At 47.0% G+C, this 23,349-nt stretch carries 18 protein-coding genes, 1 tRNA gene and 1 pseudogene; 14 read left to right on the forward strand and 6 right to left on the reverse strand.

What is annotated here, in order from left to right; translation table 11 throughout:
- Window positions 1-107: 107 nt before the first annotated feature.
- Window positions 108-192, reverse strand: a tRNA-Leu gene (locus ICN40_RS08410).
- A 152-nt stretch (window positions 193-344) separates the two neighbouring features.
- Here ICN40_RS08410 and ICN40_RS08415 point away from each other — a divergent pair.
- From ICN40_RS08415 to rng, 8 genes and pseudogenes are all read left to right on the forward strand, one after another.
- Window positions 345-1,064, forward strand: a complete 720-nt coding sequence (locus ICN40_RS08415; protein WP_215361548.1) for a YebC/PmpR family DNA-binding transcriptional regulator — start codon at window positions 345-347, stop codon at window positions 1,062-1,064.
- A 52-nt stretch (window positions 1,065-1,116) separates the two neighbouring features.
- Window positions 1,117-2,394 (forward strand): phosphoribosylamine--glycine ligase, encoded by a 1,278-nt coding sequence (gene purD / locus ICN40_RS08420; RefSeq protein ID WP_216243385.1) that lies wholly within the window; start codon window positions 1,117-1,119, stop codon window positions 2,392-2,394.
- Window positions 2,395-2,436: 42 nt separating this feature from the next.
- Window positions 2,437-3,348: an oxygen-dependent coproporphyrinogen oxidase gene (gene hemF, locus ICN40_RS08425; RefSeq protein ID WP_216243428.1), complete on the forward strand. Its 912-nt coding sequence runs from the start codon at window positions 2,437-2,439 to the stop codon at window positions 3,346-3,348.
- The gene (locus ICN40_RS08430; RefSeq protein ID WP_216243386.1) at window positions 3,345-4,034 is read left to right on the forward strand and encodes a nicotinate-nucleotide adenylyltransferase; all 690 of its coding nucleotides are present in this window, start codon (window positions 3,345-3,347) and stop codon (window positions 4,032-4,034) included. The genes hemF and ICN40_RS08430 overlap by 4 nt, the downstream gene beginning before the upstream one ends.
- 45 nt (window positions 4,035-4,079) lie before the next feature.
- Window positions 4,080-4,466 (forward strand): annotated as a pseudogene (gene rsfS, locus ICN40_RS08435) (ribosome silencing factor); the annotation flags it as partial.
- Between the two features lie 23 nt (window positions 4,467-4,489).
- On the forward strand, window positions 4,490-4,933 hold the full coding sequence (rlmH, locus tag ICN40_RS08440) for a 23S rRNA (pseudouridine(1915)-N(3))-methyltransferase RlmH (protein WP_216243387.1): 444 nt from the start codon (window positions 4,490-4,492) through the stop codon (window positions 4,931-4,933).
- Window positions 4,934-4,937: 4 nt separating this feature from the next.
- Window positions 4,938-5,561: a nucleoside triphosphate pyrophosphatase gene (locus ICN40_RS08445; RefSeq protein WP_216243388.1), complete on the forward strand. Its 624-nt coding sequence runs from the start codon at window positions 4,938-4,940 to the stop codon at window positions 5,559-5,561.
- The gene (gene rng, locus ICN40_RS08450; RefSeq protein WP_216243390.1) at window positions 5,558-7,021 is read left to right on the forward strand and encodes a ribonuclease G; all 1,464 of its coding nucleotides are present in this window, start codon (window positions 5,558-5,560) and stop codon (window positions 7,019-7,021) included. Before ICN40_RS08445 ends, rng begins: the two co-directional genes overlap by 4 nt.
- Window positions 7,022-7,045: 24 nt before the next feature.
- On the opposite strand, the gene msbA is transcribed toward rng, so the two are convergent.
- Window positions 7,046-8,809 carry a lipid A export permease/ATP-binding protein MsbA gene (gene msbA / locus ICN40_RS08455; RefSeq protein WP_216243392.1) on the reverse strand — a complete coding sequence of 588 codons (1,764 nt, stop codon included), beginning with the start codon at window positions 8,807-8,809 and terminating at the stop codon, window positions 7,046-7,048.
- Window positions 8,810-8,819: 10 nt separating this feature from the next.
- Between msbA and ICN40_RS08460 the strand changes: the two genes are divergently transcribed.
- Genes ICN40_RS08460 through ICN40_RS08470 form a run of 3 tightly spaced genes read left to right on the forward strand, consistent with a single transcriptional unit; the run spans window position 8,820 to window position 11,529 of the window.
- Window positions 8,820-9,581, forward strand: a complete 762-nt coding sequence (locus ICN40_RS08460; RefSeq protein ID WP_216243393.1) for a glycosyltransferase family 2 protein — start codon at window positions 8,820-8,822, stop codon at window positions 9,579-9,581.
- Window positions 9,578-10,357 carry a glycosyltransferase family 2 protein gene (locus ICN40_RS08465; RefSeq protein WP_216243394.1) on the forward strand — a complete coding sequence of 260 codons (780 nt, stop codon included), beginning with the start codon at window positions 9,578-9,580 and terminating at the stop codon, window positions 10,355-10,357. Before ICN40_RS08460 ends, ICN40_RS08465 begins: the two co-directional genes overlap by 4 nt.
- A 14-nt stretch (window positions 10,358-10,371) precedes the next feature.
- On the forward strand, window positions 10,372-11,529 hold the full coding sequence (locus ICN40_RS08470; RefSeq protein ID WP_216243395.1) for a glycosyltransferase family 9 protein: 1,158 nt from the start codon (window positions 10,372-10,374) through the stop codon (window positions 11,527-11,529).
- A gap of 28 nt (window positions 11,530-11,557) precedes the next feature.
- Here the strand turns inward: ICN40_RS08470 and dnaE are convergent, their stop codons facing one another.
- Complete coding sequence (gene dnaE / locus ICN40_RS08475; protein WP_216243396.1) at window positions 11,558-15,175, reverse strand: DNA polymerase III subunit alpha; 3,618 nt, start codon at window positions 15,173-15,175, stop codon at window positions 11,558-11,560.
- Between the two features lie 3 nt (window positions 15,176-15,178).
- Here dnaE and gluQRS point away from each other — a divergent pair, with 3 nt between their 5' ends.
- A complete protein-coding gene (gluQRS, locus tag ICN40_RS08480; RefSeq protein ID WP_216243397.1) occupies window positions 15,179-16,129 on the forward strand; it encodes a tRNA glutamyl-Q(34) synthetase GluQRS in 951 nt (316 codons plus the stop codon).
- Window positions 16,130-16,133: 4 nt separating this feature from the next.
- Here the strand turns inward: gluQRS and ICN40_RS08485 are convergent, their stop codons facing one another.
- The 3 genes from ICN40_RS08485 to ICN40_RS08495 all read right to left on the reverse strand — a co-directional run bounded on the left by ICN40_RS08485 (window position 16,134) and on the right by ICN40_RS08495 (window position 19,343).
- Window positions 16,134-17,600 carry a DEAD/DEAH box helicase gene (locus ICN40_RS08485; RefSeq protein WP_216243399.1) on the reverse strand — a complete coding sequence of 489 codons (1,467 nt, stop codon included), beginning with the start codon at window positions 17,598-17,600 and terminating at the stop codon, window positions 16,134-16,136.
- Window positions 17,601-17,606: 6 nt separating this feature from the next.
- Window positions 17,607-18,014 (reverse strand): heme-binding protein, encoded by a 408-nt coding sequence (locus ICN40_RS08490; RefSeq protein WP_072583972.1) that lies wholly within the window; start codon window positions 18,012-18,014, stop codon window positions 17,607-17,609.
- Between the two features lie 144 nt (window positions 18,015-18,158).
- On the reverse strand, window positions 18,159-19,343 hold the full coding sequence (locus ICN40_RS08495; protein ID WP_072583973.1) for an alanine--glyoxylate aminotransferase family protein: 1,185 nt from the start codon (window positions 19,341-19,343) through the stop codon (window positions 18,159-18,161).
- Between the two features lie 216 nt (window positions 19,344-19,559).
- Here ICN40_RS08495 and ICN40_RS08500 point away from each other — a divergent pair, with 216 nt between their 5' ends.
- Together ICN40_RS08500 and ICN40_RS08505 are read left to right on the forward strand one after the other, a co-directional pair.
- Complete coding sequence (locus ICN40_RS08500) at window positions 19,560-20,258, forward strand: GntR family transcriptional regulator (protein ID WP_216243401.1); 699 nt, start codon at window positions 19,560-19,562, stop codon at window positions 20,256-20,258.
- On the forward strand, window positions 20,243-23,332 hold the full coding sequence (locus tag ICN40_RS08505) for an FAD-binding and (Fe-S)-binding domain-containing protein (RefSeq protein WP_216243402.1): 3,090 nt from the start codon (window positions 20,243-20,245) through the stop codon (window positions 23,330-23,332). The genes ICN40_RS08500 and ICN40_RS08505 overlap by 16 nt, the downstream gene beginning before the upstream one ends.
- Window positions 23,333-23,349: the final 17 nt, after the last annotated feature.

A 23,349-nucleotide genomic window follows, 5' to 3' on the forward strand; every position in this document is an offset into this window, starting at 1 on the left:
AAGTTACGAAAAGTTACTAATCTGTTTCGTATTTTATTTGTATTTTAGCCTGATAGGCTTATAAACACGAATAGTTGGCAATTTGTTTCCCAACTATTTAGTTTTTGTGGTGCCTCGGGGCGGACTCGAACCGCCACGCCTTGCGGCACCGGATTTTGAGTCCGGCACGTCTACCAATTCCATCACCGAGGCAGGTGTTTGCAGTGGAAATTCTGCTTACTTTGCTACTTTGTTACTGCTAAGACATGAGAGTGTAACAAAAAATGGTCAGATACCCCCTACCTTGTGTCTAGAACCCCTTAAAATGAGCTCTTCTAGCCAAATTATTAAAAGGACTTACCCGTATGGCCGGCCATTCGAAATGGGCCAATATTCAGCACCGCAAAGGTCGTCAGGACGAAAAACGCGGCAAGATTTGGACCAAACTCATTAAAGAAATTACCGTAGCCGCCAAATTAGGCGGTGGTGATATTGCTACTAACCCACGTTTACGCCTAGCTATTGATAAGGCCAAAGACTCCAATATGCCAAACGATAACGTGCAAAGAGCGATTCAACGCGGCACTGGATCTCTAGAAGGCGTGAACTACGAAGAAATTCGTTATGAGGGTTATGGCATGAATGGCGCCGCCATTATTGTGGATTGCTTAACCGATAACCGTACCCGCACCGTTGCTGAAGTTCGTCATGCTTTTAATAAGAATGGCGGCAATATGGGCGCCGAAGGTTCTGTTGCTTTTTTATTCAAACACTGCGGTCAGATGTTATTTGCTCCAGGTACTAGCGAAGATCAACTCATGGAAGTTGCATTAGATGCTGGCGCTGAAGATGTGATTACTCACGATGACGGTTCTTTAGAGGTACTGTCTCCTGTTCCTGATTTTTCAAACGTACAAGATGCCATTAGTAAAGCAGGTCTCAAGCCTGAGCTAGCAACGGTTGCCATGCGCCCTGAAACTGAGATTGCCTTGGAAGGTGATCAGGCTGAGAGCATGCAGAAATTGTTAGATGCGCTTGAGAATTTGGATGACGTTCAAGAAGTGTTTACGAACGCGGCACTTTAATTTTTAACTTTATTTCTTTTAATTACTTCATTTAAATACTAGATAGCTTGTTATGAAAATTCTCCTAATCGGATCTGGCGGACGCGAACATGCGCTAGCTTGGAAGTTGGCTCAATCACCACAAGTCCAAACGGTTTATGTTGCTCCTGGCAATGGTGGTACAGCAACTGCTAAACAAACTGCTGCAGGTATCGAGAACCTACCGATCACTGGATTGCAAGAGCTGGCTGATTTTGCTAAGCGCGAGAAGATTCATCTAACGGTTGTGGGTCCAGAAGCTCCGCTGGCCGCCGGCATTGTGGATGTATTCCGTAATAATGGCTTGCGTATTTTTGGCCCAACTCAATTGGCAGCTCAACTGGAATCCTCTAAAGACTTTTCTAAAGCCTTTATGAAGCGTCATGGTATTCCAACAGCCGATTACCAAACGTTTTCTAGTGCACTTGAAGCGCATGCTTATATTGATGCCAAGGGTGCGCCAATTGTGATTAAGGCTGATGGCCTTGCGGCAGGTAAAGGTGTTGTAGTGGCAATGAGTCTTGAAGAGGCGCATGCCGCAGTTGATATGATGTTGGCTGATAATAAATTAGGCAATGCAGGTGCCCGCGTTGTGATTGAAGAATTCCTAACAGGTGAAGAAGCTAGCTTCATTGTTCTTGTGGATGGCAAGAATGTTCTTGCATTAGCGACCAGTCAAGATCACAAGCGTTTACTCGATGCTGACCAAGGACCGAATACGGGCGGCATGGGTGCTTACTCCCCTGCACCAGTAGTCACCCCAGAAATTCATGCGCGTGCATTACGTGAAGTGATCATGCCAACCGTCAAAGGTATGCAAGCGGATGGCATTCCGTACACAGGCTTCTTGTATGCGGGCTTAATGATCTCTCCCGATGGCAAGATCAAGACTTTGGAATTTAACTGCCGCATGGGCGACCCAGAGACACAACCGATCATGGCCCGTCTGCGCAGTGATCTCGTCAATGCACTAGATCATGCAGTAGATGGAACGCTCAATGAAGTTGAACTGGAATGGGATCGTCGCACTGCCTTAGGCGTTGTGCTTGCAGCCCACAATTACCCTGATACCCCACGTGCTGGTGATGTGATTACCTGCATTCCGGCTGATACTGAAGATCAAATTACGTTCCATGCTGGTACAAAATTACAAGATGGCAAAGTAGTGACCTCCGGTGGACGGGTGATGTGCGTTGTTGGACTTGCTGATACCGTACGTGGCGCCCAACAAAAAGCATATGAAGCCATCAACCATATCCAGTTTGACGGCATGCAATATCGTAAAGATATTGGTTACCGCGCAATTAAGTAAACCCATCAAGTTAGAACGCCCTTGTCAGATCAACAGACCCAAATCGATATCGCAACCTTAAAAGAGTATTTTTTAGGCTTGCAAGACCGAATCACAAGTGCAATGAGTGCTTTGGATGGCAAGGTCTTTGTTGCTGATGAGTGGCACAAACCTGAAGACAGCAAACTCAAGGGTTATGGTCGCACCTGCATTTTGGATGGCGGCAATATTCTGGAAAAAGGTGGAGTAGGCTTCTCCCATGTCCGTGGCGATCAAATGCCCCCTTCTGCATCACATCATCGTCCAGAGGTAGCAGGTCGTAGCTTTGAAGCAATGGGCGTGTCTTTGGTATTCCACCCGAATAACCCCAAAGTACCCACCACGCATATGAATGTGCGTTGCTTTATTGCGCAAGCGCCTGGTAAAGAGCCGGTATGGTGGTTTGGGGGTGGCTTTGACCTCACACCCTATTACGGCGTTGATGAAGACTGCAAACACTTTCATCAAACCGCTAAAGATGCCTTAGACCCTTTTGGCGAGGAGCTCTACCCTCGTTTTAAAAAATGGTGCGATGAATACTTTTACTTAAAACATCGCGAAGAGCCTCGTGGTATTGGCGGCGTTTTCTTTGATGACTTTAATGAGCTTGGGTTTGAGAAAAGTTTTGCTATGACTCGCGCAGTGGGTGATGCATTTATTTCTGCTTACCTACCAATCGTGCAGCGCCGCTATCAAGATAGCTTCACTCCCGAAGAAAAATCTTTCCAAGAGTATCGGCGCGGTCGCTATGTGGAATACAACCTGATCTTTGATCGTGGGACTATCTTTGGTTTGCACTCTGGTGGTCGCACCGAATCTATTTTGATGTCGATGCCACCAGTAGTTCAGTGGTGGTACAACTGGCAACCCAAGCCTGGTACTCCTGAGGCAAAGCTGTATGACTATTACCTTAAGCCACGAGATTGGCTAGCTTGAGCGCTATAAAGAAAATTGGCATTCTCGGGGGTACATTTGATCCGCCCCATGTTGGTCATTTAAAATTAGCTACGCATTTTGCAAAGCTACTCCACTTAGATGCACTGCTACTTATTCCGAGTGGTGAGCCATGGCAAAAGGGAACCGGTATTACTCCTGCAGAAATGCGCCTGAAGTTGACTGAAGCTGCCGGTATTGATTTAGCGCGCGCATTTTTATATCTCAAGATTTCCACTCAAGTAGGCATTGATCGCATGGAGATTGATCGCGCTGGGCCTAGTTATGCGATTGATACCGTTAAAGCCTTGCGTGAGCGCTTTGGAACAGGTGCTAGCCTGACTTGGCTAATGGGGGCAGATTCCTTGGTTGCCCTCCCTAGCTGGAACTCCTGGGAAAAGCTGAGTCAGTATGTTAATTTTGCGGTGGCGACTAGGCCGCATCATGATTTAAAGCTAGAAATAAGCTCTGAAGTAGGTCAATTTTTGAAGACCCATCAAACATCTGATGCCGACGCCCTTGAAAATAGCGCTGCAGGCCTCATATACATCGATGAAAGCTTGAATATTGATCTATCCTCAACAGCACTACGAGATCGCCTTAAATCCAGCTTACGGACCTCTATTGCATCCGAGCAAATTCCAACCCACACCCTAGAAATCATTACAAATCTGGGCTTGTACCAGTAATCAAGCTAAGATCACCCTAAATAGAAAAATTATTGCCGAGAAAATATGGACTTACGTAAATTACAACGCGTCGTGATTGATGCCCTAGAAGATGTTAAAGCACAAGATATCCGCGTGTATGACACCACTAAATTAAGCGAGTTATTTGATCGAGTGGTCATTGCCACTGGTTCTAGTAACCGTCAAACACGTTCTTTAGCTATGTCGGTTAAAGAAGAGGTGAATGCTAAAGGTGGAGAAGTCATTTCTATCGAAGGTTTAGAAACCGGCGAATGGGTACTGGTTGATTGTGGCGACATCGTCGTACATATTTTGCAACCGATGCTGCGCTCTTACTATCAGCTTGAGGGTATGTGGGGTGCCAAACCTGTACGCGTGAAATTAGCTGGTGACAAAGGTCTTGTTAAGGCCAGCGAATCCGAAGACGACGAGTAATCTCGTCGTCACTTGCGACAATGCGGCTCACCATCGTTTCTGTTGGTCATAAGATGCCTGATTGGGTTGCTACGGCAACTCATGACTACATCAAAAGAATGCCTGCAGATTGCAGCATTGAAATCAAAGAGATTAAACCAGATCTCACCCCCGCTAAAGAAGCGGTAAAAATTGCAGCAGCCATTCCCAAGGGATCTAGAGTGATCGCTTTGGATGAACGAGGCAAAGACCAAACCACTCAGATTCTTGCCACTCAACTGGCTAGCTGGCGCCAAGAAGGCTTTGACATTACCTTTTTAATTGGTGGTGCAGATGGCTTGGACCCTAGTCTTAAATCGGGTGCGCAAGCCATGTGGCGACTCTCTAGTCTTACCTTGCCGCATGCCATGGCCAGAGTCATGTTAGTAGAGCAGCTTTATCGAGCCTGGACTATTTTGCAAGGCCACCCCTATCATCGCGAGTAATCCGTTGAACTCTTTTATTTATCTCGCTTCACAAAGCCCTCGCCGCCAAGAGCTCTTAAAGCAAATGGGTATTTGCTTTGAAATGCTGCTACCAAGTTCAGATGAAGATAGCGAGAGCATCGAAACCCCTCTCCCACATGAAAAAGCGCGCCCCTATGTGGAGCGCGTTACCTTAGCAAAAAGTGCTGCAGCACTTTTAAGGTGGGGAAAAAGTGGTTTGCCTTGGGCTCCCATTCTTTGCGCCGATACTACTGTGAGCTTACCCACTCATCCTGATGGTGAAATTCTGGGCAAGCCGGTTGACGCAGAGGATGCCACTCGAATTTTGACAATGCTCAGCGGCAAAATACATGAAGTTCTCAGCTCGGTAGCGATCACCGTGAATCCCGATGAAAAACCCATACAGCTTGTACAGGTTTCTAAAGTTCAGTTTGCTGTTTTGTCGATAGAGCAGATTGACGCCTATATCGCCAGCGGCGAACCCTTTGGTAAGGCTGGCGCCTATGGCATACAGGGCTTGGGTGGGGCTTTTATTCCCTCAATTCAGGGTAGTTATAGCGGTATCATGGGTCTACCTATTTATGAAACAAAGCTTTTACTAGATCGCGCCCAAGTTAGCAGCATATGAACGAAGAAATACTGATCAATATCACCCCGCAAGAAACGCGCGTTGCTTTAATTCAGCAAGGAGCAGTTCAAGAGCTACAAATTGAGCGCACTCGCCAACGCGGTATCGTGGGAAATATCTATTTAGCCAAAGTCGTTCGTGTACTGCCAGGCATGCAATCGGCATTTATCGAAATTGGTCTTGAGCGTACAGCATTTATGCATGTCGCCGACATCACACAAAATAATCCTCAAGCACAAATTGAAAAATTATTATTTGAAGGTCAAACACTGTTGGTGCAGGTATTAAAAGACCCTTTAGGGACAAAAGGTGCACGCTTAACAACCCAACTGAGTATTGCTGGACGCAATTTAGTTTATCTACCGCCAGCAGGTAGCGATACCGCTACCGAAAAATATATTGGTGTTTCGCAGCGGATTGATCAACCTGAAGAACGCGAAGCCATTAAGGCGCGTCTTGCAGGTCTAATGGCTGAAGACGAAAAAGGCGGCATCATCGTCCGCACTAGCGCTCAAGATGCATCCGATACAGAACTACAGCATGACATGCTTTACCTGCGAACTACCTGGGAAAACATTCATGCGGCCATGAAACACAATCCGGCGCCTACCCTACTCTATCAGGACCTTAGCCTAGCAGAGCGGGTATTGCGCGATGTTGCCGGTGAGGACACCACCCAAATCCGTGTGGATTCTGCTGAGAATTTTGAGAAGCTCAAAGCATTCACGAATGCCTACATGCCTAACCTTTTAGGCAAGCTGACTCTGCATCGCGGCGAACGCGCACTCTTTGACTTATTTGATGTTGATGCGGAGATTAATAAAGCACTAGGTCGCCGAGTCGATCTCAAGTCTGGTGGCTACCTCATGATCGATCAAACAGAGTCGATGACTACGATTGATGTGAACACAGGTAGTTACGTCGGTGCACGCAATCTCGATGACACTGTCTTTAAAACCAATCTAGAGGCAGCCCAAGCGATTGCACGTCAACTCCGTTTACGCAATCTGGGTGGAATCATCATCATTGATTTCATCGACATGATTGGCAAAGACCATCAAGAATCTGTATTACATGAACTCAAACGCAATCTTGAACGCGATCATGCACGCACCTCAGTAAGCGACTTTTCTGCATTAAGCTTGGTAGAAATGACCCGCAAACGGACGCGTGAGTCCTTAGCCCATATCACTTGTGAACCTTGCGCCACTTGCCTTGGCAAAGGTGAGATTAAAACTGCCCAAACGATTTGTTATGAGATTTTGCGGGAAATTGTGCGAGAGCACCGCCAATTTAATCCACGTGAATTTAGGATTGTGGCTGCGCCTGATGTAATTGATTTATTTCTAGAGGAAGAGAATCAATTCTTGGCGCAGTTGGGGGATTTCATTGGCAAGCCGATTACCCTACAAGCGGAAGGTAGCTTCCGCCAAGAGCAATACGATATTGTTCTGAGTTAAGTTTTCTGAATTAAGTTTTCTAAATTAAGCGTTCGAGAATTGAATGCGATGCAAGTTCGCATACAAGCCATCATGCTTAATTAAATCCTCGTGAGAGCCATTCTCTACAATTTTGCCATGTTCCAAAACCACAATTCTGTCAGCATGCTCAATGGTCGATAAACGGTGTGCAATCACTAAAGTCGTTCTATTAGCCATTAGGGTATCCAGCGCTTCCTGAACCTGACGCTCGGACTCAGAATCCAGAGCCGATGTAGCTTCATCCAATATCAGAATTGGTGCATCTTTATAGATAGCACGTGCAATGGCTAAACGCTGACGTTGGCCGCCAGATAAGCGATTACCGTTGTCCCCAACCATGGAATCAATGCCTTCTGGCAATTCTTTGATCATAGCGCTGAGATTAGCGGCTTCTAATGCCTCTATCACGCGACCGCGATCGACTCCAGCTGGGCCATTTGCGCCATATGCCACATTAGCGGCAATAGTGTCATTAAAGAGAATAACGTCTTGACTGACAAATGCGATTTGTCGACGTACATCTGCGAGCACAATATCTTCCAGCGGAATGTCATCCAAGTAAATGTGGCCACTAGTGGGCTTGAAGAATCGAGGTAACAAATTGACCAGGGTCGACTTACCGCCACCAGATGGTCCCACAAAGGCAATCACCTCCCCAGGCTTGATGGTGAGATTGATATTACTTAAAGCGTCTTGACGTCCAGCTTCTTGCTGATAAGAGAACCCTACATTATCAAAACGAATAGCGCCTTTTGCCTTATTAAGCGGCTTCATACTTTGCTTGCGGTCTTGATCTTCCTCAAAAGGTTGATCCATCAATGCAAAAATCATCTCTGCTGCAGTAAGACCACGCTGCAAAGGTTGGTTGATATCCGCTAAATGCTTCAAGGGAGAAATCACCAACATCATTGCAGTAATGAAGGCTGCAAACCCACCCACAGTAGTACCTTCCGTAGCAGATTGCATCAAGGCAATCACCAACACCACGGACAAAGCCATGGAGGCAATGAGTTGTGTAATTGGCTGATTTAGACCGCCGGCCACTGCAGACTTCAAGGCAAACTGGCGCAAGCGTTCTGCCTTTTGCATGAAGCGGGACATTTCATACTCTTCCGCGCCATGTACTTTGACGATTTTGTATCCCGCTGCTGCCTCTTCAACAATATAAGCAAGCTCACTTGTCAGCGTTTGCTGCTCCCTATTGAGAGACCTTAAGCGACGATTGATCTTGCTCATGATGAATGCAATCACGGGGAAAATAACCAAGACGACTAAAGTCAACTGCCAATTTAAATAAATTAAATAACCAATTAATCCAACGACTGTTAATGAATCTCGCACTAGACTTATTAACATATTGCCCATAATGCTTAGAATGTTATTAACTTCAAACACGACGGCATTAATTAAATTGGAGGCAGAGTTTTTCTGAAAAAAAGTATTGCTGGCATGCAAGAGGGTCTGAAACATTTGTGCTCGCAACTTTAAAAGCACAGAGTTAATTACCCTAGTTAGCAAATAGCTCGATAGAAACTGAGCCAAACTTCGAACCAAAGCCAAGCCAACCAAGAAAACCGGCACTTGCCAAAGTTTGCTATTGAGCTGGCCAGTAAATCCTCGATCCAACAAAGGCTTCATTAGGGCTGGAATAGAGGTTTCAGCGCCAGCTACTAATGCCATAGCTAAAAGTGATCCAATAATCAAGCCGTAATGGGGCTTGAGATAGGTAATTAGGCGATTTAGGGCGGTACGGTCTTGAGCATTCATATAATGAATTATGCCCACCTTATCAGTCATACTCATCACCCGCAATGAAGAGGCCAATTTGGACGATTGTCTGGCCTCCCTAGAGGGGATCGCCCAGCAGATCGTGGTTGTTGATACCAACAGCTCTGACCATACCCTAGAGATAGCCAAAAACCACGGGGCAACGATAGCCCAGCCGCCGGATTGGCCTGGTTTTGGGCCACAAAAGAACCGCGCCCTGGATTTAGCTACCAGCGAATGGGTTCTATCCTTGGATGCCGATGAAAGACTCACCCCTGCTCTAAAGTCAGAAATTCTGACGGCCATTCACCATAGCGCCCATGTAGATTGCTTTGCCATCCCCAGACTTTCTTGGTATTGCGGACGCTTTATCCGTCACTCTGGCTGGAGCCCGGATTATGTCGATCGTTTATTTAAACGAGGCACCGCCCGCTTCTCAGATGATTTGGTTCATGAACGCCTAGTTCCCAATGGTCAAGTCGCAAAATTAGAAAATCCCATGCTGCATTACAGCTTCATGAACTACTCTCAAGTACTCCAAAAGCTAGATCGCTACTCCACAGCCTCAGCAGAGCAAGCATTTGCTAGAGGTAAAACAAGCAACCCTCTTAAGGCAGTCCTGCATGGTGCATGGGCATTTTTCCGCACCTATGTTTTGCGTGCGGGATTTTTAGACGGTCCTCAAGGATTTGCATTAGCAGTATCCAATGGTCAAGGAACCTATTACCGCTATATCAAGTTGTGGCACCTGAATCAGGAAGCCGGTAAATGATTTCGATTTTGCTAGCCACCTATAACTGGCCACAAGCACTCAAGCTTTGCCTAGAATCTCTGGCTACGCAAACCGATCAGGACTTTGAAATCATCATCGCTGACGATGGCTCTACCGATAGCACAAAAGACCTTATTGAGTCCATTAAAGGCTCACACCCCACTTCTATTACCCATCTTTGGCAAGAAGACCAAGGCTTTCAGAAAACCAAGATCCTCAATAAAGCAATCGCTGCAGCTCATGGCGATTACTTGGTTTTCTTGGATGGTGATTGCATTGTCCAGCCAGACTTTGTGGCGCGGCATCGTGCGTTAGCTCAAAAGGAGTACTTAGTTACTGGCAGCAGAGTCTTGCTCAATGAAAACCTCACCACCGAATTACTCGCTTGGCCTCAGTGGAATTATGAGCGCTTTTCTTCAAACCTTATCAGCAAGCGCTTGAGTGGAGGCATCAATAAATATTGGCCCCTCAAAGTAAAGCTGGGTAACGGCTCCTGGCGTGACTACAAAAAATTTGTTTGGCGTCGCATCAAGGGTTGCAACATGGCTTGCTGGAAAGCCGATGCTGAAGCAATCAATGGCTTTGATGAAACTATGACCGGCTGGGGCCATGAGGATGCCGATTTTATCTTCCGCTTACAACACCATCGCATCCGTCGCAAGTCAGGCTCATGGTCCACGGAAGTACTCCATCTCTTTCATCCAATCCACGATCAAGGCAATGCTGCCGAGAATGCTCGACGTGTTCGCGAGAAGATCTTGGCTAAGGCTCTTTGACTTTTTAAAACGCTATGACTGCTTATTCCGCACTTAAACCTAAAAAGGTTTTATTTATTGCCACGAGGCAAATTGGAGACGTATTAGTAACAACGCCTCTGATTAGCAAAGCCAGAGAGCTTTGGCCTCATGCGGAGTTTCATTTTTTAGGATATCGCGGCAAGTTAGAGATGCTTCATGGCAATCCTGATATTGCTGAAGTGATTGAAACTTCGGATCGTCCCGGTTTTGGGGAATATCTCACCCTCTTTAATCGCCTCTTTCAGCGTTATGACTTAGCAGTTGTGACGCAACCTAGTGATCGCGCCTACCTTTATGGCTTAGTAGCGGCCTTTAGAAGAGTCGGCGTACTGGGTGGTCATCCTCAAGGCAAAGATGCACAAGACCAACAGAAAAGAAGTAAGAGTGAGAAGCAAAATGCCTGGAAGAAATTTATCTGCATGCACACAGTGGATGTTGACTACTTTAAGCAGCATGTTATTGCCGAAAAACTGCGCCTACTAGAGGTCTTTTTTAAAAACCGAGCTGAATTATTTTCCAAACCGATCTTAGTTACTCCGCCTGCAGGAGAGCCCTTAACGCCGGTCATTGCAAACGAACTTAAGCAACCTTATGTTGTTGTACACCCAGGACCATTAACGGCCTATAAGCGCTGGCCGCTTGCGTATTGGCAAGAGCTCATCACTTGGCTCGTAAGTCAGAACTTCCAGGTAATCCTCAGTGCGTCACCTGCTAAGCAAGATATACAACTTAATCACGACATCATTTCCTTGTTGGATGATGAAACTAAGAAAAAAGTGATTAATGCTGCTGGTAAATTATCTATCCCCCAAGCAGGCACTTTGATTCGTGGGGCCGCCTTGTATATTGGGGTTGATACTTCAATCACCCATTTAGCAGCAGCATGCAATACCCCAACCATCACTCTGTTTGGTGCCACCCCACCAACGAACTTTGGTCCATGGCCCAATGGTTTTATTGGTGAGCAGCCATATCAATTGCGTGCTCGCACCCAAACCGTTGGCAATGTCACCATCCTGCAAGGCCCTGGTGAATGCGTGCCTTGCCGTAAAGCCGGATGCCTAGATAAGGCCGATAGTTATAGTGAGTGCTTGGACCTGCTAGAACCCAAGCAAGTCATTGAGGCAATTCAGAAGGCATTACCGAACTAAAGCAACGGTCAATCCTGCAATACCGTACTTAGTGATACTGAATCTGTACAGGATCTTTTTGCTTAGAAGCTAGGATTTGATTTAAGCCATGCAAACAGGCATCGTCAGGATAGATACGCAACTCTTCTGGGAACTGCATCAAGCAAGCACCGCCACTAGTAGTGACGGCAGCCGTCAGCATTAAGCCCTTCATACCATCATTGGATCCCGGCGCAGCAGGGGCAGATGCACCAAGCTTAGGATCACGCACACGATTAGCCATAAGGTAGGGATTAATTTGGCTACGGAGCATCTTGATATCAACCGCATTATCAATACAGACATGCACATTACGGGCAAAGCGCATTCGCGCACCCGTGATATCCATTACCGCCTCAGACACAATACGCATGCCGCCTGAGAACTTATCGGGCGTCACATTCACCTTTGCAACCAAGAGCTCATCCTCTTTTAGCCAAGAACGATTGGGCTCGTAGACTTCGCTATACAAGGTGACTTCGAGGGCAGCAGAGCCATCATCGATAGTTGCAATCATCATGCGACCGCGTTGACCAGTCAGCATTCGAGCTGAAGTAATAATGCCAGCAATGAGTTGATCTTTACCCTCTGTTACCTTAGATAAAGGCTGCCGGATAAAGTGAGAAGTCTCATCGCGATAGGCGTCAAACATGTGCCCTGTTAGGCAAAGACCCAAGGCATTCTTCTCTTCTTGCAAACGCTTCTTTTCAGACCAGATAGGCTCACGCACTAACTCTGGAAGATGGCGATCCTCTTCACCGGCCGCCTCAAACAAGCTCACCTGGTGAATCGATGCCTCGGCTTGTTCAGCAGCCTCAATCGCTCTGGCTAAAGAGGCAAGTAAGGTAGAGCGAATGTCATACAGATTCCCACCCGCAGGAACGGAGTCACGATACAAGCTATCAAACGCGCCCGCACGCATCAGCGCTTCAATAGCGCGGCGATTGACTTGTCTACGATCCACTCTTGCACAGAAATCAAACAAATCTTTAAATGGCCCGCCAGTTTCACGTGCCTTCACGATAGATTCAATCGCTGCCTCACCGGTACCACGCACAGCACCTAAGCCATAACGAATGTGACTGATGGATGAATCTGGAGCTGCATCGGGTGCGCGCAATGGCGTGAACTCATAAACACCAGTATTGATATCAGGAGAGAACACCCGAATGTTGTTTACCAAACAATCGTCATACAGAATTTTCACCTTATCGGTGTCATCCATTGCGAGCGATAAGTTGGCTGCCATAAATTCAGCTGGGTAATACGCTTTGAGCCAAGCGGTTTGATATGCCAAGAGTGCGTAAGCGGCAGCATGGGACTTATTAAATCCATAACCCGCAAAACGCTCCATCAAGTCATAGATCTCATTTGCCTTTGACTCGGTAATGCCACCCGCTTTTGCACCATCACTAAAGATCTTGCGATGTTGAGCCATTTCTTCAGGCTTTTTCTTACCCATCGCACGACGTAACATGTCGGCACCACCCAATGAGTAGCCGCCAATCATCTGCGCCATTTGCATCACCTGCTCTTGATAGACCATGATGCCGTAGGTCTCGCGCAGAACAGGCTCAATACGGGGATCGGGATACTCTACCTTTTGACGACCATGCTTACGCTCAATAAAGTCTGGGATCAAATCCATTGGGCCCGGACGATACAAAGCCACTAGGGCAATAATGTCCTCAAAGCGGTCTGGCTTGGCTTCACGTAGCATGCCCTGCATGCCGCGGCTTTCTAGCTGAAATACTGCGACAGTATTAGCGCGCTTCAGAACATCAAATGCTTTTTCATCATCGAGCGCAATCTCTCCGATATTCCAGTCTCTGCGATCAGCGTGTAATGATTTAATCCAACGCTCTGCTGCTGCCAAAATAGTGAGAGTAGTCAGACCCAAGAAGTCGAACTTCACTAGACCAATCGCTTCTACGTCATCCTTATCAAATTGACTGATCACAGAGCTACTGTCTTGATCTTTGCTTTCTTGTGTGTAGAGTGGGCAAAAATCAGTGAGGCGCCCTGGGGCAATTAAGACACCGCCCGCATGCATACCCACGTTACGGGTCATGCCCTCTAACTGCTGCGCCAAGGAAAGTAATTGACGCACTTCATCTTCATTCTTTTCGCGCTCGGCTAATTGCTTCTCTTCCTTCTTTGCCATCTCAATCGTCATGTACTGACCTGGCTTATTCGGAATGAGTTTGGCAATTCCGTCTACGAAGTTATAGCCCTGCTCTAGTACACGCCCCACATCACGAATCGCCGCTCTAGCTGCCATAGTTCCGAAGGTGGCGATCTGACTCACCGCATCTTTACCGTACTTATCCTTTACATACTGAATCACACGGTCGCGACCATGTTGGCAAAAGTCGATATCAAAGTCGGGCATCGATACCCGCTCTGGGTTAAGGAAGCGCTCAAAGAGTAAGTTGTAACGGAGCGGATCCAAGTCGGTAATACCGAGTGAGTACGCCACTAAAGATCCGGCACCGGATCCGCGGCCTGGACCTACAGGCACGCCATTATTTTTAGCCCAGTTAATAAAGTCTGCCACGATCAAGAAGTAACCCGGGAAGCCCATTTGAGAAATCGTCTTGACTTCAAATACCAAACGATCGTAATAACGCTTCATTTCTGCTTCGCGCTCTTCTGCATCCGGGAAATTACGCTCCATGTGGCGCTTCAAACCGACCTCGGATTGCTGCAACAAATAGTCTTCCAAAGTAATTCCGGGCGGTATTGGAAAATCCGGTAAACGTGGTTGACCTAATACCAATGAGAGATTGCAACGCTTGGCAATTTCAACCGAGTTCGCTAGTGCGACTGGCAAATCAGCAAAACGCTTTTCCATTTCCTCTTGGGTCAGGAAGTACTGCTCGTCATTAAACTTTTTGGTTCGGCGTGGATTGCCGAGTAACTCCCCTTCAGCAATACATACGCGGGCTTCATGCGCTGTAAAGTCGCTCTTTTGCATGAACTGCACTGGGTGGGTTGCAACCACCGGTAGGTTTAGTTCACTGGCGAGATGGCAAGCAAGCTGGAGTTGCTTTTCATCTTGAGGATTACCGCCGCGCTGGACCTCGATGTAGAAAGACTTCGGAAAGAGTTTTTCGTAGCGTCTAGCAACAATCTTGGCATGGTCTTCTTGCCCACCCAATAGCGCGATGCCGACTTCACCCATACGTGCGCCAGAAAGTGCAATCAAGCCATAAGAGAGTGTGCGCTTGGCCGCTTTATCTTCTGCTTTGGCAGCGGGCTCACTAAACCAAGCGGAATCGACTTCAGCGCGACCACGAGATTGATTGTCGAGAGATGCCCTACTGAGCAGCTCACATAAATTGAGGTAACCGGAATGATTTTGTACCAAGAGCAATAAGCGATGAGGCTGATCTGGATCCTGAGGATTGCTCACCCAAACATCCGCTCCGGCAATCGGCTTGATCCCGCCAGAACGGGCAGCAGTATAGAACCGCACCAAACCAAATAAATTACTTAAATCCGTAATCGCTAACGCGCCCATCTCATCTTTGACGGCAGCAGCTACCGCATCATCAATGCGCACGACTCCATCCGTAATCGAAAACTCGGAATGGACGCGAAGATGAACAAAACGGGGTGAAGCCATGAGATGATTTTAGCTGTGTCGACACCCGAAAACCCTCCATCCCCAGCCGGCGGCTATCGCGGGCGATTTGCCCCTTCCCCTACCGGGCCACTGCATGCCGGATCGCTGGTTGCCGCTCTCGGAAGCTGGCTAGATGCCCGTAAAAATGGGGGTAAATGGCTGCTCAGAATCGAGGATTTGGACACCCCAAGGTGCCTCCCTGAAGCAACCGGGCAAATTCAGACTCAATTACTCGCCTGCGGCCTTTCTTGGGACGAGGAGGTTATTCATCAATCTCAGCGCCAAGACGCTTATCAGAGGGCTTTAGAGCGCTTAAATGGGCTTGAGCGCCTCTATTCCTGCAGTTGCTCAAGACAAACTATTGCCAATGCCCTGGCCAAGCTCGGAATAGAGGCTTCCCGCAACAACGAATTGGTCTACCCCGGCACTTGCCGCCCCACCACATTAATCAGTAATCCCACAGAATCCTTTGGGGAATTGCAGCGAGCTTGGCGGATTGCTCTTCCCCCAAATTGCTATGTTGAATTTGAGGATTTAGCTCTGGGCTTTCAAAGCCAAATTCTCAATACAGAAGTAGGTGATTTTGTTCTACGTAGAAGTGATGGCTTGTTTACTTATCAGCTTGCTGTTGTTGTTGACGATGCAGAACAAGGCATCACCCACATCGTTCGCGGCAAAGATTTGCTGAGCAATACTGCAAGGCAAATTTATCTACAAGAGATATTGGGATACAAACGACCAAAATATCTTCATCTACCACTGGTGCTCGATGAATATGGTGAAAAACTCAGTAAGCAAACTTTGGCAACCCAAATTAATACGCAAGATGCGAAACGCTCACTGATGGAACTGCGTAAAGCGGCAAAACATTTAGGATTACAGAATTTGCCTGATGGCGAGAATATTACTATTGCAGAGTGGCTATTGGCAGCCACTCATGCATGGCGAACTTAGTTAATTATTTTTTCTTAAAGCCGCCGAGCAAAGCACCGACAGCAGGTTTAGCAGGAGTAATGCCCGCTCTTTTCTCTTCTGGCTTGGTGGCATCCGCACTAGCTGCAGCGGTTACAGAGGGAGCGCTCGGCTCGTAAGGCTTATAGAAGAAAGGATCAGACATTTTTGCTGGTGCGCTGTAAGAGCTTCTGGAGCCGCCATAGCTACTAGATGAAGGACGGCTTTGAGAAGGCTCGCCTGCTGGTAAGGGCTGCACATCCAACTTGCGCTTCATTAACTTTTCAATATCGTCGAGCAAACGTTTCTCACTGGCATCCACCAAGGCAATCGCGTCACCTTTGCTACCAGCGCGACCTGTACGACCAATGCGGTGAATAAAGTCTTCTGCGTTGTAAGGTAACTCGTGATTAATAACGCACGGCATATCTGGAATATCCAAACCACGTGCAGCAACATCGGTTGCCACCAAAGCTTCAATTGCGCCAGACTTAAAGGCATCCAAAGTTAAAGTACGCTCGCCCTGACTCTTGTCACCGTGAATTGCGCCCGCTTTAATACCATCGCGCTCAAGTGCACGAGAGAGTTTTGCGCAACCCAAACGACTATTCGTAAAGATGATGCATTGGCGTGATAAGCCAGCACGCGTGCGTGCTTCAAGCACTTTGACAATTGCGCGTTGCTTGTCGGCAGAAGAAACCATGTGCACCACTTGCTTCACCGTATCAGCAGCGGCATTTTGACGAGCCACCTCAACTGTTACCGGGGTACGCAAATAACTTTGTGCCAGTTTCTTAATTTCTGGTGAGAACGTTGCAGAGAACAACAATGTCTGTCTTTGTGCTGGAATCAAATCTATGATGCGTTGCAAGTCAGGCAAGAAACCCATATCGAGCATGCGATCAGCTTCATCCAAAACCAAAATCTCTACTTGAGAGAGGTTGGCAACCTTAGAGCCAATGTGATCAAGTAAACGTCCTGGAGTGGCGATCAAGATCTCTACCCCATTACGCAGTATCGCGACTTGCTCTTTCATGTCCACGCCACCATAAACAACAGCAGCACGTAAATCAGTGTGTTTTGAATAACTAGCGGCATTCTCAGCCACCTGCACCGCCAACTCACGCGTTGGTGTCAGTACCAATGCGCGGATTGGATGACGCGCTGGTGACGCACTATTGCTTGCGTGACGCAAAATCTTTTGAATGATCGGCAATACAAAGGCGGCCGTCTTACCAGTACCGGTTTGTGCTGCACCCATCAAGTCGCTACCCGCCAATACATGCGGGATGGATTGCGCTTGAATAGGCGTGGGAATGGTGTAACCCTGCTCGAGAACCGCTTTTTGGATTTTCGGATCTAAACCAAAGTCAGCAAAAGTGATTGTTGCTGGAGGAGCAGCATTAGCAATGCTAGGGGTAGCGGTGTCGCTAACCCCTGTAGAAGAATTTATTTCAGTAGCAGTATTTGTCAAGGTAACTTACAGGATGGCCGCAATGCCGGCCTTAGCGGTTTCAGCATCCTCGGTCGATTTAACGCCGGAAACGCCGACTGCGCCGATGGTAAAACCATTTACATCGATATTGACGCCACCCTCCAACATGCCCGAAATATGTGGGGCAGATAAGAAAGAGGTGCGACCGTTATTAATAATTTCTTCATAAACGCGACTCTCACGTTTACCCATAGCAGCTGTGCGTGCCTTCTCTTGCGCAATGTATGCAGATACTGGAGCGCAACCATCGCGACGAATCAAGCCCAACATATGACCACCGTCATCACAAACGGCAATCGTTACTGCCCAATTATTGGCAGCCGCATGCTTATTTGCTGCATCCAAAATCTTTTGGGCATCAGCTTGAGTTAAGTAAGGTTTAGTAGCGGTCATGTTTAATCTTTCTATCTCGAATATGGTGTATTTATTTCATGCACTTCTATATAAGTACTTGAATTATAAGGGGTGTAGCCAGATTGAACCTGAGGAATCTGGCTCCACCCACCCTAATTTGCTCTAAGTTGCCCTAAGTACTTCTTATTTAAGGAACTCTTGGGCTGCAACGACTCCACTGGCCTTGGGTTTGTAACCCATAGAACCCAGACTCATCTCTACCCCACTGAGGGCGGCCATCAAGCTCAATTCATTGCAATCACCTAAATGGCCGATACGAAATGCCTTGCCTTTGATCTTGCCTAAACCTGTTCCCAAGGAGAGGTTGAATTTCTCCAGCGCATGTTTACGCAATACATCCGCATCCATACCTTCTGGTGTTGCAATACAAGTCAACACTGGTGAGTAGCAGTCTTTATCTTGACACTGAATTTCTAGACCCCATGCATTCACCGCTTCACGACAAGCAGCAGCTAAACGCTGGTGACGCGCAAAGATCGCATCCAATCCTTCGGCCATCATCATGTCCATAGCTTCATGCAAACCGTACATCAAATTGGTGCTGGGAGTCGTTGGCCAATATCCATTTTTATTAGACTCTAGGATCTCATCCCAAGCCCAATACGATTTATGTATTTTGTTTTTTTCACTGACTTCAATTGCACGTGGTGACAAAGCATTAAAGCCAATTCCAGGTGGCAACATCAAGCCTTTTTGTGAGCCGGAGATAGTTACGTCTGCGCCCCATTTGTCATGCTCATAATCGGCTGAACCCAAGCCAGATACACTGTCTACGAGCAATAAGGCTGGATGCTTTAAGGAATCAATTGCTTTTCTTACGGCAGCAATATTGGAGGTAACGCCAGTTGAAGTTTCGTTATGCACTACGCAAACAGCTTTGATCTCATGACCAGTATCTTTGCGCAAACGCTCTTCAATCACAGATGCATCTACTCCCCAACGCCAAGAATCTTGTCCGGCTTTACCAACCACCTCAACATCTAAACCAAGACGCTTACCAAGTGCACGCCACAAGTTTGCAAATTGACCAGTTTCATAGAACAACACTTTGTCACCAGGATTGAGAACGTTGACTAATGCACCTTCCCAAGCGCCGGTTCCGGACGCGGAATAAATAATGACCGGTTGCTCAGTTTTAAAAATCTTTTTGATGCCATCCAATACCTTGAGACCAAACGCACCAAATTCTGGACCACGGTGATCAATAGTTTGATAGCTAATGGCGCGCAGTACGCGTGGGGGCACAGGACTTGGGCCGGGGATATGTAAAAAATGGCGTCCTGATGCGTGGTTATCAAGTTTCAACATGCTTTGTCTCACTTTTAAAGTGTTTATAGGTAGTTATTTCTGCTGCTAGTGTATGACAATTTTGGGGAAATTTCCATTTTGTATACAAATTATTTTAAATAATCATCAGAATAAAGCTTAAATTGAGCATTTAAAGGATGTATTTATCCTTTAAGATGGTTTATTCTTATTTTGTATACAAATTAATGAGCCAAGAGCTTAAATAAGGGTTGATCCATGACTGTAATAGAGCAGCCGAATTCACAAAACTTGCACGAAGCGACTTTCGAGAAGCTGAGATCCCTTTTGGTCGAAGGCAAGATTGCCCCTGGCAGCAAATTGAATGAACGTGAATTGGCTGAGAGTCTCAACGTCTCCCGCACCCCCATTCGGGAGGCGATTCGCCGTTTGGCAGCTGAAGGTCTGGTGGAGCTGATCGCTAATCGTGGTGCGATTGCTGTGCAACTCAGCCTTGCAGATGTATTAAATACCTTCGATGTCATTGCAGACCTCGAGGGATTCTCCGGAGAATTGGCAGCCAACAATATTAGCGATGCCACTCTCTCTGAATTAGAAGCTCTCCAATATGAAATGATGGCCTCTTATGCGCGCCGTGATTTATCCAGTTACTACAAACTCAATTTACGCATTCATCATCTGATTAATCAGGCAGCAAACAATCCTGTTTTATCAAAACTCTTTACTCAAGTGAATGCGCGCATTGAAGCATTACGCTTTCGCTCCAATCAAGATGGCGTCAAGTGGGAAAAGGCTGTGGAAGAACATCAAGAAATGCTAGATGCCCTTAAGGCACGAGATAGTGTCCGCATGAGAAATATTATGATTCAACACGTCAGAAATAAACGCGATGTCGTTGCTCAATTACTCCAATCAGAATCCCTGTCAGAAGCTACCAAATCATGTACAAACCCTTAGATCTTCAAGAACTCATGGTTGATCAGGTGGCTTTAGCGGCACGTCTTCGCAAGGAGACTTCGGGTGAGGTCATGACGGATAGCGCGAGTCGTGGCCGCTATGCAACTGATGCTTCTATTTATCAAGCGATGCCAGTTGCTGTGTTTGTGCCTAAGACTGCTCAAGATATTGCGAGTGCGATTCAGATTGCTGCTGAGATGGGTGTACCTGTTCTGCCTCGTGGAGGTGGCACCAGTCAATGCGGCCAAACCACTGGCGCAGCGCTTGTTATTGATAACACCAAATACTTCAGAAATGTTTTAGATCTCAATCTGGATAAGGGCTATGTTGAAGTTGAGCCAGGAATTGTTCTAGACCACCTCAATGGCTCACTTAAACAACACGGTCTTTGGTATCCAGTCGATGTTTCTACTGCTGGACAAGCTACCATTGGCGGCATGGCAGGTAACAACTCTTGTGGCAGCCGCTCGATTGCTTACGGCAATATGGTGCATAACGTTTTAGGGATTGATGCGTGGTTAGCGGATGGCCGAATTACCAACTTCAGCGATTACGCAAGCAGCACTGGCGCCGCAAAGCAGCTAGGTGACTTCGTTAAAAACTTGGCTACTACACTCCAACCAGAAATCGAAGCGCATTTTCCGAAGGTGCTTAGACGCGTTGCTGGTTATAACCTCGATATCTTTCATCCACAGAGTGAGTTGCCTTACACAAAAGATGGCAGCGTTAACCTTGCACACCTTTTAGTTGGTAGTGAAGGTACTCTTGGATACTTTAAGTCACTCAAGCTTAAGCTTACTCCCTTGCCGCAACACAAGGTACTGGGTATTGTGAACTTTGCTAGCTTTTATAAAGCTATGGATAGCGCGCAACATATTGTGAAACTCGGCCCTACCGCTATTGAGTTGGTCGACCGCACCATGATTGATTTGGCGCGCAGCAATCCTAGCTTTAAGAAAACCATCGAAACTGCCTTAATTGATCACACAGCCCAAACTCCAGAAGCCATCTTGTTGGTAGAGTTTTCTGGTGAGTCTCATGCGCCATTGCTTGAGCAGCTGAAAGCCTTACAAGAACTGATGAGCGATCTGGGTTTACCTGGATCTGTTGTACCCATGTCCGACGCTTCTCTGCAAAAGAACTTATGGGAAGTGCGTAAAGCGGGCCTCAACATCATGATGAGCCTTAAAGGCGATGGCAAACCCGTCAGCTTTATTGAAGACTGCGCTGTTCCACTGGAGAGTTTGGCTGAATATACCCAAGCCTTAACAGATGTGTTTTCTAAATATGGCTCACGAGGCACTTGGTATGCCCATGCTTCTGTAGGCACCTTGCACGTGCGCCCTATTTTGGATATGCGCAGAGATGGCGCCCAGAAGATGCGTGCTGTTGCTGAAGAGGCTTCTGCTTTGGTACGCAAATACAAAGGCGCTTATAGCGGTGAGCATGGTGATGGCCTATGCCGCGGCGAATGGATCTCCTGGCAGTTTGGCCCCAAGATCACTGAAGCCCTTGCAGAAATCAAAAATGCTTTTGATCCTAGGGGGTTATTTAATCCAGGAAAGATCATTAATCCACCCAAGATGGATGATGCGAGCAATTTTAGATTTCCGCCAAGCTACAAAGTCATTCCATTGCAACCAGCGCTGGATTGGTCTGCTTGGAACGTACAAAACGATGCTGTCACAGAAGCAACCACTGCTCCTGGCACAGGCGGTGATCCTGCTATGGGCTTAGCTAAAGCAGTCGAGATGTGTAATAACAATGGTCATTGCCGCAAGTTTGACGCTGAAGTGATGTGCCCAAGCTATCGCGTAACACGTGATGAGAAACACCTTACCCGTGGCAGAGCGAATACTTTACGTCTGGCACTGTCAAATCAACTCGATCTAAAAAGTGGAACATCGCCAGTATCTTCCCCATTAGCAAGCGATGCCATAAAAGATGTAATGGAACTGTGTGTGAGCTGCAAGGCTTGTCGTCGTGAGTGCCCTACTGGCGTAGACATGGCGAAGATGAAGATTGAGTTCCTCTCGGCTTATAAGAAACGTGTTGGACACTCGTTACGGGATTTGGCAGTTGCCTATTTACCTAAATACGCCCATACGATAAGCGCTATTCCATTCTTGCCGGCATTGCTCAACTTGCGCAATCACATTAAACCTATTGCAACGTTCCAAGAGTGGGTCATGGGTATTTCTGCACAAAGAAGTTTGCCGAGTTGGAAAAGCAAGACCTTCTGGAATCAGAACGCGGCAAATACTTACCAACACACCCCAGAGCAATTGGCTAGCAATACTGATGGCAAGGGAGTAGTTCTATTGGCCGACACTTTTAATGCCTACTTTGAAGATGAGAATCTCCAAGCGGCACTAAAAGTGCTCAATGCTGCAGGCTATCGCGTGCATATTCCGCACAAGAGTCAAGTAAATAAAATAATGCAAACCAATACCAATGAAAACGCCTGTTCCAAAGAGTTTTGCTGTGGCAGAACTTATCTTGCAGCTGGTATGGTTGATAAAGCCAAGGAAACCTTAGGCGAGCTGGTTGATCACCTTGCACCCTATGCCGACAAAAACATCCCAATCATTGGTTTAGAGCCTTCTTGCCTCTTTACCTTGAAGGATGAGGCCCTGGTGATGGGTTTTGGTGACAAAGCAATAAGTGTTTCTAAGCAGGCGCAATTGCTCGAAGAGTTTTTAGCTAGCGAAGTACGAGCAGGCAAGCTCAAATTGAATCTAAAGACAGCTGATAAGTCAGTGCTGTTTCATGGTCACTGTCATCAGAAGTCATTTGCTGCAGTGACCCCTGCAATGGAATTACTCAAACTCATCCCTAATGCAGAACCGAAACTGATTGAGTCATCTTGCTGTGGTATGGCCGGTAGCTTTGGTTATGAAGCCGAGCACATTGAAGTATCTAAGCAAATGGCAGAAGCCAGTCTTTTGCCTAGTATTCGTAAATCACCAGACAGTTGGGTGGTAGCCGATGGCACTAGTTGTCGCCATCAAATTGCCGATGGCACCCAACGAGAAGCTGTGCATATCGCCAGAATTTTGGCGGCGCATCTATAAGAGCAAAAAAGAGAATG

This window comes from Polynucleobacter sp. Fuers-14, assembly GCF_018882045.1.
In the GTDB taxonomy this organism is placed as follows: Bacteria; Pseudomonadota; Gammaproteobacteria; order Burkholderiales; family Burkholderiaceae; genus Polynucleobacter.

What these genes read in the sequence shown, in the direction of transcription:
- gluQRS (WP_216243397.1), top strand. Translation starts at nt 15,179, where the DNA reads ATGATTTTAGCTGTGTCGACACCCGAAAACCCTCCATCCCCAGCCGGC.
- rng (WP_216243390.1), top strand. Translation starts at nt 5,558, where the DNA reads ATGAACGAAGAAATACTGATCAATATCACCCCGCAAGAAACGCGCGTT.
- ICN40_RS08490 (WP_072583972.1), bottom strand. Translation starts at nt 18,014, where the DNA reads ATGACCGCTACTAAACCTTACTTAACTCAAGCTGATGCCCAAAAGATT.
- msbA (WP_216243392.1), bottom strand. Translation starts at nt 8,809, where the DNA reads ATGAATGCTCAAGACCGTACCGCCCTAAATCGCCTAATTACCTATCTC.
- rlmH (WP_216243387.1), top strand. Translation starts at nt 4,490, where the DNA reads ATGCGGCTCACCATCGTTTCTGTTGGTCATAAGATGCCTGATTGGGTT.
- ICN40_RS08415 (WP_215361548.1), top strand. Translation starts at nt 345, where the DNA reads ATGGCCGGCCATTCGAAATGGGCCAATATTCAGCACCGCAAAGGTCGT.
- purD (WP_216243385.1), top strand. Translation starts at nt 1,117, where the DNA reads ATGAAAATTCTCCTAATCGGATCTGGCGGACGCGAACATGCGCTAGCT.
- ICN40_RS08495 (WP_072583973.1), bottom strand. Translation starts at nt 19,343, where the DNA reads ATGTTGAAACTTGATAACCACGCATCAGGACGCCATTTTTTACATATC.
- ICN40_RS08465 (WP_216243394.1), top strand. Translation starts at nt 9,578, where the DNA reads ATGATTTCGATTTTGCTAGCCACCTATAACTGGCCACAAGCACTCAAG.
- ICN40_RS08470 (WP_216243395.1), top strand. Translation starts at nt 10,372, where the DNA reads ATGACTGCTTATTCCGCACTTAAACCTAAAAAGGTTTTATTTATTGCC.
- ICN40_RS08460 (WP_216243393.1), top strand. Translation starts at nt 8,820, where the DNA reads ATGCCCACCTTATCAGTCATACTCATCACCCGCAATGAAGAGGCCAAT.
- ICN40_RS08505 (WP_216243402.1), top strand. Translation starts at nt 20,243, where the DNA reads ATGTACAAACCCTTAGATCTTCAAGAACTCATGGTTGATCAGGTGGCT.
- dnaE (WP_216243396.1), bottom strand. Translation starts at nt 15,175, where the DNA reads ATGGCTTCACCCCGTTTTGTTCATCTTCGCGTCCATTCCGAGTTTTCG.
- ICN40_RS08500 (WP_216243401.1), top strand. Translation starts at nt 19,560, where the DNA reads ATGACTGTAATAGAGCAGCCGAATTCACAAAACTTGCACGAAGCGACT.